Source organism: Methylophaga sp. UBA2513 (assembly GCF_002341285.1).
In the GTDB taxonomy this organism is placed as follows: Bacteria; Pseudomonadota; Gammaproteobacteria; order Nitrosococcales; family Methylophagaceae; genus Methylophaga; species Methylophaga marina.
Genome location: NZ_DDNT01000013.1, coordinates 1 through 12850, shown reverse-complemented (window position 1 = coordinate 12850; position 12850 = coordinate 1). Strand labels below are relative to the sequence as shown.

The 12850-nt window shown below is 43.5% G+C and carries 12 protein-coding genes; all 12 read left to right on the top strand.

Translation table 11 applies throughout. From position 1 onward, the window contains the following. The first annotated feature begins 208 nt into the window (after positions 1-208). The 12 genes from B3V56_RS07835 to B3V56_RS07780 all read left to right on the top strand — a co-directional run bounded on the left by B3V56_RS07835 (position 209) and on the right by B3V56_RS07780 (position 12653). Positions 209-1450, top strand: coding sequence for a DNA polymerase Y family protein (locus B3V56_RS07835; protein ID WP_289281793.1), 1242 nt, complete (start codon positions 209-211; stop codon positions 1448-1450). Further along, complete coding sequence (locus B3V56_RS07830) at positions 1450-1890, top strand: hypothetical protein (RefSeq protein WP_273181342.1); 441 nt, start codon at positions 1450-1452, stop codon at positions 1888-1890. The genes B3V56_RS07835 and B3V56_RS07830 overlap by 1 nt, the downstream gene beginning before the upstream one ends. Positions 1891-1938: 48 nt before the next feature. Next, positions 1939-2352, top strand: a complete 414-nt coding sequence (locus B3V56_RS07825) for a hypothetical protein (RefSeq protein ID WP_289284139.1) — start codon at positions 1939-1941, stop codon at positions 2350-2352. Beyond that, a complete protein-coding gene (locus B3V56_RS07820) occupies positions 2310-2669 on the top strand; it encodes an endonuclease (RefSeq protein ID WP_286306144.1) in 360 nt (119 codons plus the stop codon). The genes B3V56_RS07825 and B3V56_RS07820 overlap by 43 nt, the downstream gene beginning before the upstream one ends. A 110-nt stretch (positions 2670-2779) precedes the next feature. Further along, entirely contained in the window at positions 2780-3022 is a 243-nt protein-coding gene (locus B3V56_RS07815) for a hypothetical protein (RefSeq protein WP_286304723.1), read from the top strand. A 305-nt stretch (positions 3023-3327) separates the two neighbouring features. Then, a complete protein-coding gene (locus B3V56_RS07810; RefSeq protein ID WP_286304722.1) occupies positions 3328-3660 on the top strand; it encodes a YegP family protein in 333 nt (110 codons plus the stop codon). 278 nt (positions 3661-3938) lie between these two features. After that, on the top strand, positions 3939-4805 hold the full coding sequence (locus B3V56_RS07805; protein WP_286304717.1) for a GIY-YIG nuclease family protein: 867 nt from the start codon (positions 3939-3941) through the stop codon (positions 4803-4805). 14 nt (positions 4806-4819) lie between these two features. Continuing rightward, on the top strand, positions 4820-6388 hold the full coding sequence (locus B3V56_RS07800; protein ID WP_289281797.1) for a type I restriction-modification system subunit M: 1569 nt from the start codon (positions 4820-4822) through the stop codon (positions 6386-6388). Further along, entirely contained in the window at positions 6378-7790 is a 1413-nt protein-coding gene (locus tag B3V56_RS07795) for a restriction endonuclease subunit S (RefSeq protein ID WP_286304716.1), read from the top strand. The genes B3V56_RS07800 and B3V56_RS07795 overlap by 11 nt, the downstream gene beginning before the upstream one ends. After that, a complete protein-coding gene (locus tag B3V56_RS07790; RefSeq protein ID WP_286304715.1) occupies positions 7787-10930 on the top strand; it encodes a type I restriction endonuclease subunit R in 3144 nt (1047 codons plus the stop codon). The genes B3V56_RS07795 and B3V56_RS07790 overlap by 4 nt, the downstream gene beginning before the upstream one ends. A 903-nt stretch (positions 10931-11833) precedes the next feature. Then, positions 11834-12265, top strand: coding sequence for a hypothetical protein (locus B3V56_RS07785; RefSeq protein WP_286304714.1), 432 nt, complete (start codon positions 11834-11836; stop codon positions 12263-12265). A gap of 82 nt (positions 12266-12347) precedes the next feature. Continuing rightward, positions 12348-12653, top strand: coding sequence for a hypothetical protein (locus tag B3V56_RS07780; RefSeq protein WP_286304713.1), 306 nt, complete (start codon positions 12348-12350; stop codon positions 12651-12653). Positions 12654-12850 lie beyond the last annotated feature (197 nt).

Sequence of the window (12850 nt, the reverse complement as noted above, 5' to 3'; positions counted from 1 at the left end):
CCATTAAATCCGTATACCCTAAAAAATCAGCCTAAGAATTACAGGACATTAGCCTTATTCAAAAACTTGCTTCAAACCAAATTATTCTCTATATTTTCTCTTCTCATTATATTCTCACACTGTTAAATCTAATCTGACTGTTACAAATGATTAGGAGGAGAAAGCTGATGCACACACCACAACAGGGTTTTAGGTTACTAAGCACTCTATGAGCTCAAACGCATCATCCCATCATTGGCCCAGAATGATTGCGCTGGTTGATATGAATTGCTTCTTTGCTCAGATAGAACAGCAAGACTATCCATACTGGCGAAATAAACCTGTGGGCGTCACCAATGGCAAACTTGGCAGTACCATCATCACAGCGTCGTACGAGGCCAGAAGTTATGGTGTGAAAACCGGTATGCGCCTTAAAGAGGCAAGAGAGCTGTGTCCCAATATTATCCAAGCGCCAAGCAGACCGTATCGTTATGCGGCTGTCTCTACTGAGATTATGGACGCACTATTTAGTATTACACCGACTGTGGAGGTTTATTCCGTCGACGAGGCCTTTTTGGATTTGACCGGTTGTCAGTATCTCTATAAATCACCCGAACATATTGGTTTTCTCATTAAAGACACGATAAGCCAGGTATCAGGACTCACCTGTAGTGTCGGCATTAGCGGTGATAAAACGACAGCCAAATTTGCTGCAAAACTCAATAAGCCGGATGGCTTGACCATTATTGCCCCTTGGGAAGCTGAAGCGCGTCTAAGCAAAGAAGACGTGACAGAGCTGAGTGGTATCAATAAAGGTATTGCGAGATTCTTAGGTAAGTACGGCATCACACAATGTGGGGATATGAAAAAAGTCCCCATGAGCCTCATTGCAAAACGTTTCGGTAACCCAGGAAGACGGATATGGCTCATGGCTCAAGGGCGTGATCCAGAACCTGTTATCACCACAGTAAAAGAACCCAAATCAGTTGGTCATGGCAAAGTGATGCCGCCCGGTACCCGTGACATGAATACAATACTGACTTTCTTTCAGCATATGTCTGAAAAGGTGGGCGCTCGATTGCGTAAACATCACTTTCTAAGCGATACCTTCTTTATCGGTTTAAAGACGCCTTTTGGCTGGCTAGGAACAAAACAAAAAATAGATAACGCCACGGATGATGGCGCACTGATATATGACCTGTGTAAGCAATTTATTAAGAGTCGCTATAGCGGTGAAGAATGTGGTCAGGTTCAAGTCACGGCTTTGAATCCCACCCATCATAAACAGCAGGATATGTTTGTTGATGAGTCACACAAACAAAAGCGTGAGGCGCTTAATACGGCTATTGATAAAATTAATGAGCGTTACGGTGAGTTTACTGTCGCTCCAACACGCGTCATTGGGCGTAGCGAAATGCCCAATGTGATTGCCCCAGCATGGAAACCGACAGGTCATAGGAAAACCATTTAATGTGTGGCGGCGTTTATTTCCAGCATGGTGAAGATGTGCTGCGAATTTTTTATCCTAATCCTAAAGCTGTTTTGCCTGTATTAACATCAGAAGGCGGTATTAAGCTTATTGCGTGGGGAAGACGGCAAAAACAACCTGGTAACTTACCAATGACAGGCTGGGCGCGACTCGATTCTATTTATGCCGGCAGATGGGATAAATATTTTCCGACACCGGTAAAAATCCCTGTTTTAAGTTTTATGGAAAAAGACCTTGAAGGTATCAGCCACTGGTATGACCTGCAAAAAGGACAATACATTCAGGGCTTGCTTGCAAAAGAAGGTAACGAGCGTCGTGTGTATGTGGTGACAATTGAACCCGAACTAGAAGATGCACAAATACATAGCCGCTGGCCAAGAGTGGTTCAAAAAGGAGAAAAATCACGACACTTCATTACATAGCTGACTCTATCCATTTCGCTCATTCATACTCAAAAAAACAAAAGAAACATGTTCCAAACTCAAAAATCACTTTACACCCCAACAACGCTACTCGAAACGATAATTGTCATTCTGCTTGTCACAGCTTCAACAGCTACCAGTGCTGAGCCAACAGACTCCTTTAACAAAGCCAAAAAGCTATTGGAGAACAATGTCTACTATGACCACCGCGTCACGCTATATTGTGGCGCTGCGTTTGATGAAAAAAAGAATGTGACTTTGCCCAAATCTTTTGTCACCAGTAAACATAAAAAACGGGCTAAAAGTATCGAGTGGGAGCATGTGGTCCCGGCTGAAAACTTTGGTAGAACATTTAAAGAATGGCGTGAAGGACATCCATTGTGTGTCGACTCTAAAGGGAAATCATTTAAAGGGAGAAACTGTGCCAGCAAAGTGATTTATATAATCTCTACCCAGCGATAGGTGCCGTTAATGCTGGCAGGAGTAATCACAATTTCACCATGCTGCCTCAGGCAAAATCCAGCTTTGGTAGCTGTGCCCTGAAAATTGATAACCGAAAAGTTGAACCACCCGAAGCGGCCAAAGGTGTCATAGCGAGGACTTATCTGTACATAGAACAGCGTTATAAACGTTATAAGATGAGTAAACAGCAGCGAAAGTTAATGGAAGTCTGGAATAAACAATATCCCGTTACTGAATGGGAGTGCAAACGAGCTGAACGTATTCATCATATTCAAGGAAATATAAATATCTTAGTTAACAAGCAATGCCTGAAATAATCTGACTCTTTATCACAGATTAGATAATTTTAAATTTGGGAGCAGGCATCGGTTAGCCTAATACTTTTCACTATACGCTCAAATATGGAGTTACTCATTGCAGGAGATTAATGATGAATAATGATTCAAAAAACTATGAACTTAATGACGGACATATTTTAGAGGCTGCTGATAGACTGCATGTCGCTTGTGTATATATTGACGAATTTTTGATGAAACACCCGCTTATAAATTCAGTTCCAGAGTTTCAAAACGAAATCGACAAGACCATTATTATTTTGTCGGATTTGTATCAAAAAATTTCTGGGTTTGATGAAGCTGAAGAGCTGACAGAAAAATATAAAATAAAGTGACTGAGTTTGAGAAAGAGTTTGAGTTTATTCGGGAGATGATTTTAATCAGCATGTAACGAGTACTCACGGTTCTTAATTTCAGGCAAAGTATAGTACAGTCGCACAAATGCAATTATCCATAGGCGAAATTAAGGAAGTCTCTGGAGTCAAAGAATATGGTTATCCCTGAGGTCTTTCTATCTACATGATATGAGAGACGGTATTAAGAGTAGTGACATGTTTTCACTGTTGCAAATGATTAATAGTTAATATATTTTTTAGTTTGAACATGGAAACAGACTTGAAAATCTTAGGAGAAATGAAACATGGCTGGTAAGTTCGAACTTTATAAAGATAATGCTGGTGAGTACCGGTTTCGTTTGTTAGCAGGCAACGGACAAAATATTCTGGCAAGCGAGGGATACACCTCTAAATCTTCTTGTGAAAATGGCATTGACTCTGTTAAAAATAATGCACCACTTGATGAGCGTTATGAAAGAAAAGAGACTTCTTCTGGTAAGTTTATGTTTAACCTAAAGGCTGCTAATCATCAGGTTATTGGAACAAGTCAATCTTATACATCAGCGGCATCTAGAGATAACGGTATTGAGTCAGTTAAGACGAATGCCCCTGATGCCCAAATTGATGATCAAACTTGAATGTTCTTCTCGTATAGAGTGCTGATAATTTCAATTACTGGTTACACAGGAAATTTAAATGAGAGCGTTGCTGAATATCTAATAAAATATACTTACCTCTAAGTAACTAAAACTGGAAATTGGTGGGGAGATATTTGCTCATTGATATGAGTTAATCTCTAGTGGACTGGAAGTGATGCTAGCATTTGTGCGAAGCTGGTTTATTCTAGTTGAAAAGCAGTAATTCACCTCCTTGCTCTGCTACAATCATTCAGAATAAAGTTGCATGAGCAGTCAGGATGACTAAACCACAAACCATTCAAATCTTTCTTCCTTTCGGAAATCCGCAGGGGACACGCGTTGCAGAGATAACGACGCGAACAGTGAGAGTCTTTGATATTCCTCGAAAGCTCTTACCTGAATTTCTCAACATGCCAGAATCATCTCAAGTGGGTTTGTACTTCTTGTTTAGTGAAGTAGATAACGAAGAAAACATCTCTTGTTACGTAGGGCAGAGCGGTGAAGTAGGTAAAAGACTCCAGCAACATCACCAAAAGAAAGATTTCTGGCATCGTGCCATTGTCGCGGTCTCCCTCACTAATACCATCACTGATACGCACGCCAAGTACCTGGAATGGGCGTCGATTAAATTGGGACAAGCCTCTGGCCGTTTCCAACTGGAAAATGGCAACTCTGGGTCCAAACCGCATACTCCAGCTCCGCTTGAAGCTGATTGTGTAGAAATTCTTGAAACCATTCGGGTGTTGATGAGTACGCTTGGCTACCCCGTACTGGAACCTTTACCCAGCCATACCAAAGAAATTCAAAGTACGATTTACTTATGTACTGCACGAGGTGCAAATGCCCGTGGCATACTCAGCTCTGAAGGCTTTACAGTATTGAAAGGTTCAACCTGTGCCATGAAGCCAACAGCCAAAGCAACTCCACAAAGTATAAAAACTCGGCGCCAGAAACTGATTGATAGTGGCGTATTGATTATGAGTAGTGATACGTTAGTTTTCGCTAAAGATCATTTATTTCAATCACCAAGTGGCGCGTCCTGTAGTGTCATATACAGGACATCCAATGGTTGGAGAGACTGGAGAACAGCTGAAGGCGTAGACTTGGCGACCAGTGAAGAAAAAAACATTATTCAATCTAACTAAAGATAACAACCTAAATGGCAGAAAAAAAAGCGGCAAAGAAAACCAAATCATTTGAACAAACCCTATGGGAGAGTGCCGACAAGCTACGTGGGACGGTAGCGTCGTCTGAGTATAAGCACATCGTACTCAGCCTTATCTTCCTGAAGTTTGTTAGCGATAAGTTTGAAGCACGTAAGCAGGAACTGATTGATGAAGGCCAGGGCGACTTTGTTGAAATGGTCGAGTTCTACACCATGAAGAACGTGTTCTTCCTGTCTGAAGAGTCACGCTGGTCAACCATTATTCGTGAAGCCAAGCAGGAAGATATTGCCCTGCGTATCGATACCGCACTGCATACCATTGAGAAGACCAACAAAAGCCTGCGTGGTGCATTGCCCGATAACTACTTCTCACGTCAGGGCTTGGAGCCACGCAATCTCGCCTCTCTTATCGACACCATTAACAACATCGATACCACGGCAGACCGTGAAGAAGATGTGGTTGGACGTGTTTATGAATACTTCCTCGGTAACTTCGCTGCATCAGAAGGTCAACGCGGTGGCGAGTTCTACACGCCCAAGTGTGTGGTTAACCTGATTGCAGAAATGATTGAGCCATACAGAGGCAAAATCTACGACCCCTGCTGTGGTTCAGGCGGTATGTTTGTGCAGTCGATTAAATTTATCGAAAGTCACGAAGGCAACAAAAAAGACATCTCCATCTATGGTCAGGAGCAAACCAGCACCACCTACAAACTAGCCAAGATGAATCTCGCCATTCGCGGTATTGCTGCCAACTTTGGTGATGTACCGGCAGATACCTTCTTTAAAGATCAGCACCCTGATTTAAAAGCCGACTTCATCATGGCGAATCCCCCGTTTAACCTTAAAGGTTGGCGTGGTGCAGATGAACTGGTCGATGACCCACGCTGGGGAGGGTACGACGTACCACCAACAGGCAATGCTAACTATGCGTGGATTTTACACATGGTCAGCAAACTGTCAGAAAACGGTATCGCCGGTTTTGTCTTAGCCAATGGTTCGATGAGTACCAACACCAAAGGCGAAGGCGAAATCCGCAAGAAGCTGATTGAAAACGATCTGGTGGACTGCATGATTGCCTTGCCAGGGCAATTGTTCTACACCACACAGATTCCGGTGTGTTTATGGTTTATTACCAAAAACAAAAAAGCTCAGCAGTTTGATGATGAGCGTAAAGCCTTCCGTGACCGCAGCGGTGAGACGTTGTTTATCGATGCCCGCAATATGGGTACGCTGATCGACCGTACCCATAAAGAACTCACCAGCGATGATTTGGCAGAAATCACCCGCACCTACCATGCATGGCGTGGTGAACCAAAAGACGGCACCTATGAAGACCAAGCCGGGTTCTGCAAATCTGCCTCATTAGATGAAATTAAAGCCAATGATTACGTACTGACGCCGGGACGTTATGTCGGTGCAGCTGAACTGGAAGATGATGGTGTGCCGTTTGAAGAGAAAATGGCAGAACTCACCCAAACTCTTTATCAGCAAATGGCTGAGTCTGAAAAGCTGGATATAATGATTAAGGAAAATCTGGAAGGGTTGGGTTATGAAAAGTAGCTGGAAACCTGTCCAGCTTGGTGATCTTGTTGACATTCAAACTGGCTTTCCTTTTAAAAGCTCTGAATATACAACCGACGATGATGCGATACCTCTTCTTCGAGGTGATAACGTGGTACAGGGAACCTTTCGCTGGGATGGAGTTAAGTATTGGCCAAAAAGCGCCTTGATTGAAAAACACAACAAATACTGGCTCGCAGAACACGATGTCATATTGGCGATGGATCGACCATGGATTGAAGCCGGTCTCAAGACCAGTCAAGTTTCCAAAAGCGACCTGCCTTGTCTGTTAGTTCAGCGAGTTGCCCGCCTCAGATCCAAAAAAGGGCTCGACCAGCATTATCTCAGGTACTTGGTGTCTTCGTATTGGTTTACTGAATATGTCAAACAAGTTCAAACGGGTACTGCTGTTCCTCACATCAGCCCAAAGCAAATAGCTGCTTTTGATTTCTTGCTCCCACCTGAAGGTGAACAAAAGGAAATTGGAAGGCTCCTGAAAAGTCTCGACGACAAAATCGAACTCAACCGCCAGATGAACGAAACGCTGGAGGCGATGGCGCAGGCGTTGTTTAAGAGCTGGTTTGTGGATTTTGATCCGGTGATCGATAACGCACTGGCGGCCGGTAACGAGATTCCAGAACCCCTGCAAGCCCGCGCTGAAAAACGCCAAGCCTTGGGTGACCAGCGCAAACCCTTACCCCCAGAGATACAGGCACTCTTCCCTGAGCGCTTTGTGTTTAACGATGAAATGGGTTGGATACCAGAGGGGTGGGAGCAAACTGCAATATCTGATGTTGCTCAGGTTATCAAAGGCAAATCTTATAAGAGTGCTGAACTCGCAGCATCTCAAACGGCATTAGTTACCTTAAAATCCTTCAATCGTGGAGGTGGTTACAGGTTGGATGGGTTAAAGGAATATACCGGAGCATACAAGCCAGAGCAGGAAGTCACTGCAGGTGACTTGGTAATTGCTTACACCGATGTCACACAAGCTGCAGATGTGATTGGTAAGCCAGCTATGGTTGTTAGCGATGAGAGATACGAACGTTTAGTAATTTCATTAGATGTTGCTGTGGTTCGCCCAGCTAAAGTTGAATACAAAACCTTCTTGTACGGGTTGTCGCAAACAGAGCAGTTTCAGCAGCATACTAAATCACACTCAACAGGCACTACAGTATTGCATCTAAGTAAGAATGCGGTCCCAAGCTATGAGTTTTCAGCTCCTGATCTTCGGTTGATTGAGGCTTTTGATAAACAAGTTGGCCCACTTTTTAGAACTATTGATCTGAATATTAGTAGGGTTCGAACACTCGTAAAGGCTCGTGACACACTTTTACCCAAACTCCTCTCTGGTGAACTCCGTATCGGTGAAGCTGAAAAACAGGTCGCAGAGGCAGTATGAGTCAATTCACCGAAGCCAAGTTAGAGCAAGCCATCATTGAGCTGATAGAGCAGCAGGGCTATCCCTATACGGCCGGTGAAACGCTGGTTCGCGATCCATCAGAAGTCTTGATTCGTGAGGATTTGGAAGGCTTCTTACGTGAACGTTATGCCAGTGAAGGCTTAACGGACGGTGAGCTGGAAACCATCATCCGCCGTTTGATCAACTTCAGTTCGGCAGATTTATATGATTCCAACCGTGCCATCCATAAGCTGGTGGCTGATGGTTTTGTGCTAAAACGTGATGACCATACGCAGAAAGATCTGTTTATCCAGTTGATTGATTATGAGGGCGGCAGCAATCGTTATCGCATCGTTAATCAGCTGGAAATTGAAGGCACGGAAAAACGCATCCCTGATGGCATTTTGTATATCAACGGTTTGCCGCTGGTGGTGTTTGAATTTAAGAGCGCCATCCGAGAGCAAGCCACACTGCACAATGCCTTTGAGCAGCTGACCATACGCTATGCCCGTGATATTCCTGAGCTAATGAAGTACAACGCCCTGTGCGTGATTTCGGATGGCGTGAACTCCAAGCTCGGTTCATTGTTTGCCCCTTATGAGTTCTTCTATAGCTGGCGCAAGGTTACGGGTAATGAGGCCATTGGTCAGGATGGTATTAATTCGCTGCATACGATGATTGAAGGCTTGTTTGAGCAGCAGCGTTTGCTGGATGTGATTCGACACTTTGTGTTGTTCCCGGATGTCTCCAAACGGCAAGAGAAGATTGTCTGTCGTTATCCGCAGTTTTATGCCGCGACCAAGTTGTATCACAACATCATGGCGCATCGTAAACCGGAAGGGGATGGTAAAGGCGGTACTTATTTTGGTGCGACCGGCTGTGGCAAAAGTTACACCATGCTGTTCCTCACGCGTCTGTTGATGCGCAGTGTCAATTTTGAAAGCCCGACTATCGTGTTGATTACTGACCGTACAGATCTAGACGATCAGCTTTCCAAGCAGTTTACTAATGCCAAGGGCTATATTGGCGATCAAACCGTCATCAGTGTCGAAAGCCGGGCACAGTTACGCGAGTTATTAAAAGGCCGCACCAGTGGCGGTGTATTCCTGACCACGATTCATAAGTTCACTGAAGATACCGAGTTACTGACTGACCGGAATAATGTGATCTGCATTTCCGATGAGGCCCATCGTAGCCAGGTGAATCTGGATCAAAAAGTGCGGGTGACAGAGAAAGGTGTGAAACGCACCTTTGGCTTTGCCAAATATCTGCATGACTCGTTACCCAATGCCACCTATGTGGGCTTCACCGGTACACCGGTTGACGCCACGCTGGATGTGTTTGGTCAGGTGGTGGATAGCTACACTATGACCGAATCCGTGCAGGATGAGATCACCGTTCGTATTGTTTACGAAGGTCGGGCAGCCAAGGTCACATTGGATAACGCCAAGCTGCAACAGATTGAGGACTACTACAAAGACGTTGCCGAAGAAGGCGCGAATGAATACCAGATTGAGGAAAGCAAACGCTCGATGCTGAGCCTGAACTCGATTCTGGGGGATAAAGACCGTATTCGTGCATTGGCTGAGGACTTTGTTCAGCATTATGAAAACCGCCTGGAGGAAGGCGGCACAGTGATGGGTAAGGCGATGTTTGTCAGTAGTTCGCGCATGATTGCCTATGCATTGTGGAAAGAACTCAAACAGCTTCGCCCTGAGTGGTTTGAAGTGAAAGAAACGGATGGTTCAAAAGCGCTAACTGAGCAGCAGCTGAAAGACATTAAACCGTCTGAACGCGTGAAGATGGTGTTAACCCGTGGCAAGGATGACCCCAAGGAGCTATGGGACTTGCTGGGCACCAAGGACTATCGAAAAGAACTGGATCGTCAGTTCAAGAACCCACACTCCAATTTCAAAATCGCCATTGTGGTGGATATGTGGCTCACCGGCTTTGATGTGCCATTCCTCGATACCATCTATATCGATAAACCAATTCAGCGCCATAACGTGATTCAGACCATTTCTCGGGTGAACCGTAAGTTTGAAGGTAAGGAAAAGGGCTTGGTGGTGGATTACATCGGCATTAAGAGCCAGCTGAATAAAGCCTTGGCCCATTACTCCAAAACCGATGAGACCAATTTTGAGGATATTCAGACCTCAGTTATTACGGTGAAAGACCACTTGGATCTACTGAACAAGATGTTCCATAAGTTTGATGCATCTCCGTATTTCACTGGAGAAGCACTAAAACAGCTTGAATGCCTCAATATGGCAGCAGAGTACGCCATGATGACCGACAAGCAGGAAAAGCGCTTTATGGGGCTGGTGAAGCGTCTGAAAGCGGCTTATGACATCTGTTCAGGCAGTGAGAAGCTCAGCCAGGATAATCGAGACCAGTCACACTTCTATTTTGCCGTGCGTTCCATTGTGTTCAAACTCACAAAGGGCTCAGCCCCCGACACTGCCCAGATGAATGCCAAGGTAAGGCAGATGATTGAAGAGGCCATCAAGTCAGATGGCGTGGAAGAAATCTTTAAGTTGGGCGAGGGCACAGGTGAGATCGATATTTTCGATGATGACTATCTCGCAAAGATTGAGAAGATCAAACTGCCCAACACCAAAATTAAATTACTACAACAGCTGTTAGCTAAAGCGATCGGGCAATACCAGAAAACCAACCGTGCCCAAGCCATTGAGTTCAGTAAACGCTTCCAGGCACTGGTCGAGAAATACAACGAACGTAAAGAAGAGGATGTGCTGGTCAGTAACGTGCTTGAAGACTTCTCAGAAGAGATCATCAAGTTGTTTGAGGAACTGAAGATTGAGATTCATTCTTTTGTCGATATGGGTATTAATCTCGAAGAGAAGGCTTTCTACGACATTCTTAAAACGCTGATGAAGAAGTACGACTTCAGTTATCCCGATGACAAACTTTTAGAGTTGGCCAAAGCTGTAAAAATCGTCGTTGATGACAAGGCCAAGTACACCGACTGGAGTCAACGCGATGATGTGAAGGCAGAATTGAAGGTTGATCTGATTTTGCTTTTGCACAAGTTTGGCTATCCGCCGGTAGATCATGATGAGGTCTACAAAGAGATATTTACGCAAGCTGAGAATTTTAAGAAGAATGCTACTCAATAAAGAAGTACGCTAAAAAATTGTGATGACTAAATCGCCACTAATTTACTAAACAACTTTTTTGACCATTTTTCAATCTTACATTTGTACTGCAAACTTTGAAAATCACAGGTATCAAATGATTATTATTAGATATTTACTGCTTTTTCGCTCTGCTTAAAACCTGCTCCAATACAATTTCTAGCTCTAAATCCCTTCTCATCCACCGGCGTGAAGGCACAAATATTCTCTATTCAAAAATAATAGCCCACACTCATGGATAAATGACTTTGAGCTGGGTCTTGGATACTGGCTTATTGCATTTGTGATGAGCATACACTCAAGGTCTAAAACTAGTGTTATTTCACTCATTCGAGTTTCCTAAACACACATCTATGAATAATTTCATACCTGAGGTGACATAGATGTCTAAAGCCCACCCATGGGATCAGTTTGCGCAAATCTTCGTGATTTGAAAAAACGCACTAAATTAAATTTTTGTAATTTTTTTATCAAAACAATAATTTACAATTTCGCCGATTTTGTATCTAGATAACATTATGAAATTAAATAGAAATCTCTAAAAAACTGTGCGACAACAGGTATGTGTTTTTGGGGGGGGGGGCGCATGATTGTGAAAGTTTCACCGGGGCAGGTAACAATGAGTGACTGGAATATTGTGATAGTTCAGTACAAAGGGGACGAGATCGAAAAATTTCTTGGCTACTGCTATGAACGCCAAAATATCAGGTTTAGTTCAAAGGTTATTACGTATGGCCCAAAGTCGAATACGGGGAAAACATTATCTAGCTCAGAATATTTCTTTCTGGTTCGCCCTGGGCTCCTACACCTTCGGCGCAACTCTATTTAGTACATTTCAGTATGAATAAAGGTATTCCAGTTCGACTTAAATATTAGGTGAAAGTGATGCATTGGCAACTAGCAGAAAAAATTTATAAACGGTGTCCGACCATTTATCGAGGCAGAAACTTAGGACCTGATCAGAACTTAATGTGCTTCGGATTTGAATGCGGTTCTGGTTGGTATGAGCTGATCTTAGATCTATCAATACAACTAGAAAAAATAACAGAAAAATTACGTGCAGATGGAATGGATCCTGACTACCTGCCCATGGTTATGCAAGTGAAAGAAAAATATGGCGGATTAAGTTTCTCCCTTACCTACTATACAGACGAAATGAACGTGTTAATTGATAAGGCCGAGGAAGACTCTTTAACAACCTGTGAAGAGTGTGGTGCTGAAGGAAAACTAATGAGCGTGTATGGGCGGTTTCAAATGACCTGTTGTGAGGAGCACCTACCTTCAATAGTGTCGCATAGTGAAACTAGTGATGTGTAACCCATAAACACTAGAAAGAATACATTGTCAGGTTTGTCTAGTTACCAACTGGATAAATTCATCATTTTAATTGGAGATAAGTATGATTATGCCATTGGCACCAGCTCAAGTAACCATGTCTGAATGGAATATCATTGTGATTATTAAAGATGGAAAAAAGATAGAAAAGTTTCTTGGGTATTCCCTACATGACAATACTTATAGAATCAGCAGTCAGGTACTAGAGTATGACGCTGAAAACAAAAGAGGCTTCACTGAATCTGGCTCAGTTTATGAATTCATCGATGCACCTGGAGAGTTACACCCGGAGGCCCAAGAGATCTTTGACAAACTCAACGCCTGGGAAATGGTTAGCGTTTCTCTAAAGTTTGAAATAGAGCAACCATAATAGCTGAATGATCCGAGTGCACATGAATTATGGTTTACTCCTATCTAGAGGAGTAAACCATAGCTATCAAGTACAGTTTCATACTAGAGAACTGTATTGTGAATAATACTAATTATGTAGTGGTCAACTAATTCCGGACCCGGATTTAGACAGATCTTCCGCCTTTGCAGGAGAACATCCATCGTTAAATTGATGTG

Coding starts and splice junctions, on each gene's coding strand:
- B3V56_RS07810 (WP_286304722.1), top strand. CDS start 3,328: ATGGCTGGTAAGTTCGAACTTTATAAAGATAATGCTGGTGAGTACCGG.
- B3V56_RS07830 (WP_273181342.1), top strand. CDS start 1,450: ATGTGTGGCGGCGTTTATTTCCAGCATGGTGAAGATGTGCTGCGAATT.
- B3V56_RS07795 (WP_286304716.1), top strand. CDS start 6,378: ATGAAAAGTAGCTGGAAACCTGTCCAGCTTGGTGATCTTGTTGACATT.
- B3V56_RS07825 (WP_289284139.1), top strand. CDS start 1,939: ATGTTCCAAACTCAAAAATCACTTTACACCCCAACAACGCTACTCGAA.
- B3V56_RS07835 (WP_289281793.1), top strand. CDS start 209: ATGAGCTCAAACGCATCATCCCATCATTGGCCCAGAATGATTGCGCTG.
- B3V56_RS07815 (WP_286304723.1), top strand. CDS start 2,780: ATGATGAATAATGATTCAAAAAACTATGAACTTAATGACGGACATATT.
- B3V56_RS07800 (WP_289281797.1), top strand. CDS start 4,820: ATGGCAGAAAAAAAAGCGGCAAAGAAAACCAAATCATTTGAACAAACC.
- B3V56_RS07780 (WP_286304713.1), top strand. CDS start 12,348: ATGATTATGCCATTGGCACCAGCTCAAGTAACCATGTCTGAATGGAAT.
- B3V56_RS07785 (WP_286304714.1), top strand. CDS start 11,834: ATGCATTGGCAACTAGCAGAAAAAATTTATAAACGGTGTCCGACCATT.
- B3V56_RS07790 (WP_286304715.1), top strand. CDS start 7,787: ATGAGTCAATTCACCGAAGCCAAGTTAGAGCAAGCCATCATTGAGCTG.
- B3V56_RS07805 (WP_286304717.1), top strand. CDS start 3,939: ATGACTAAACCACAAACCATTCAAATCTTTCTTCCTTTCGGAAATCCG.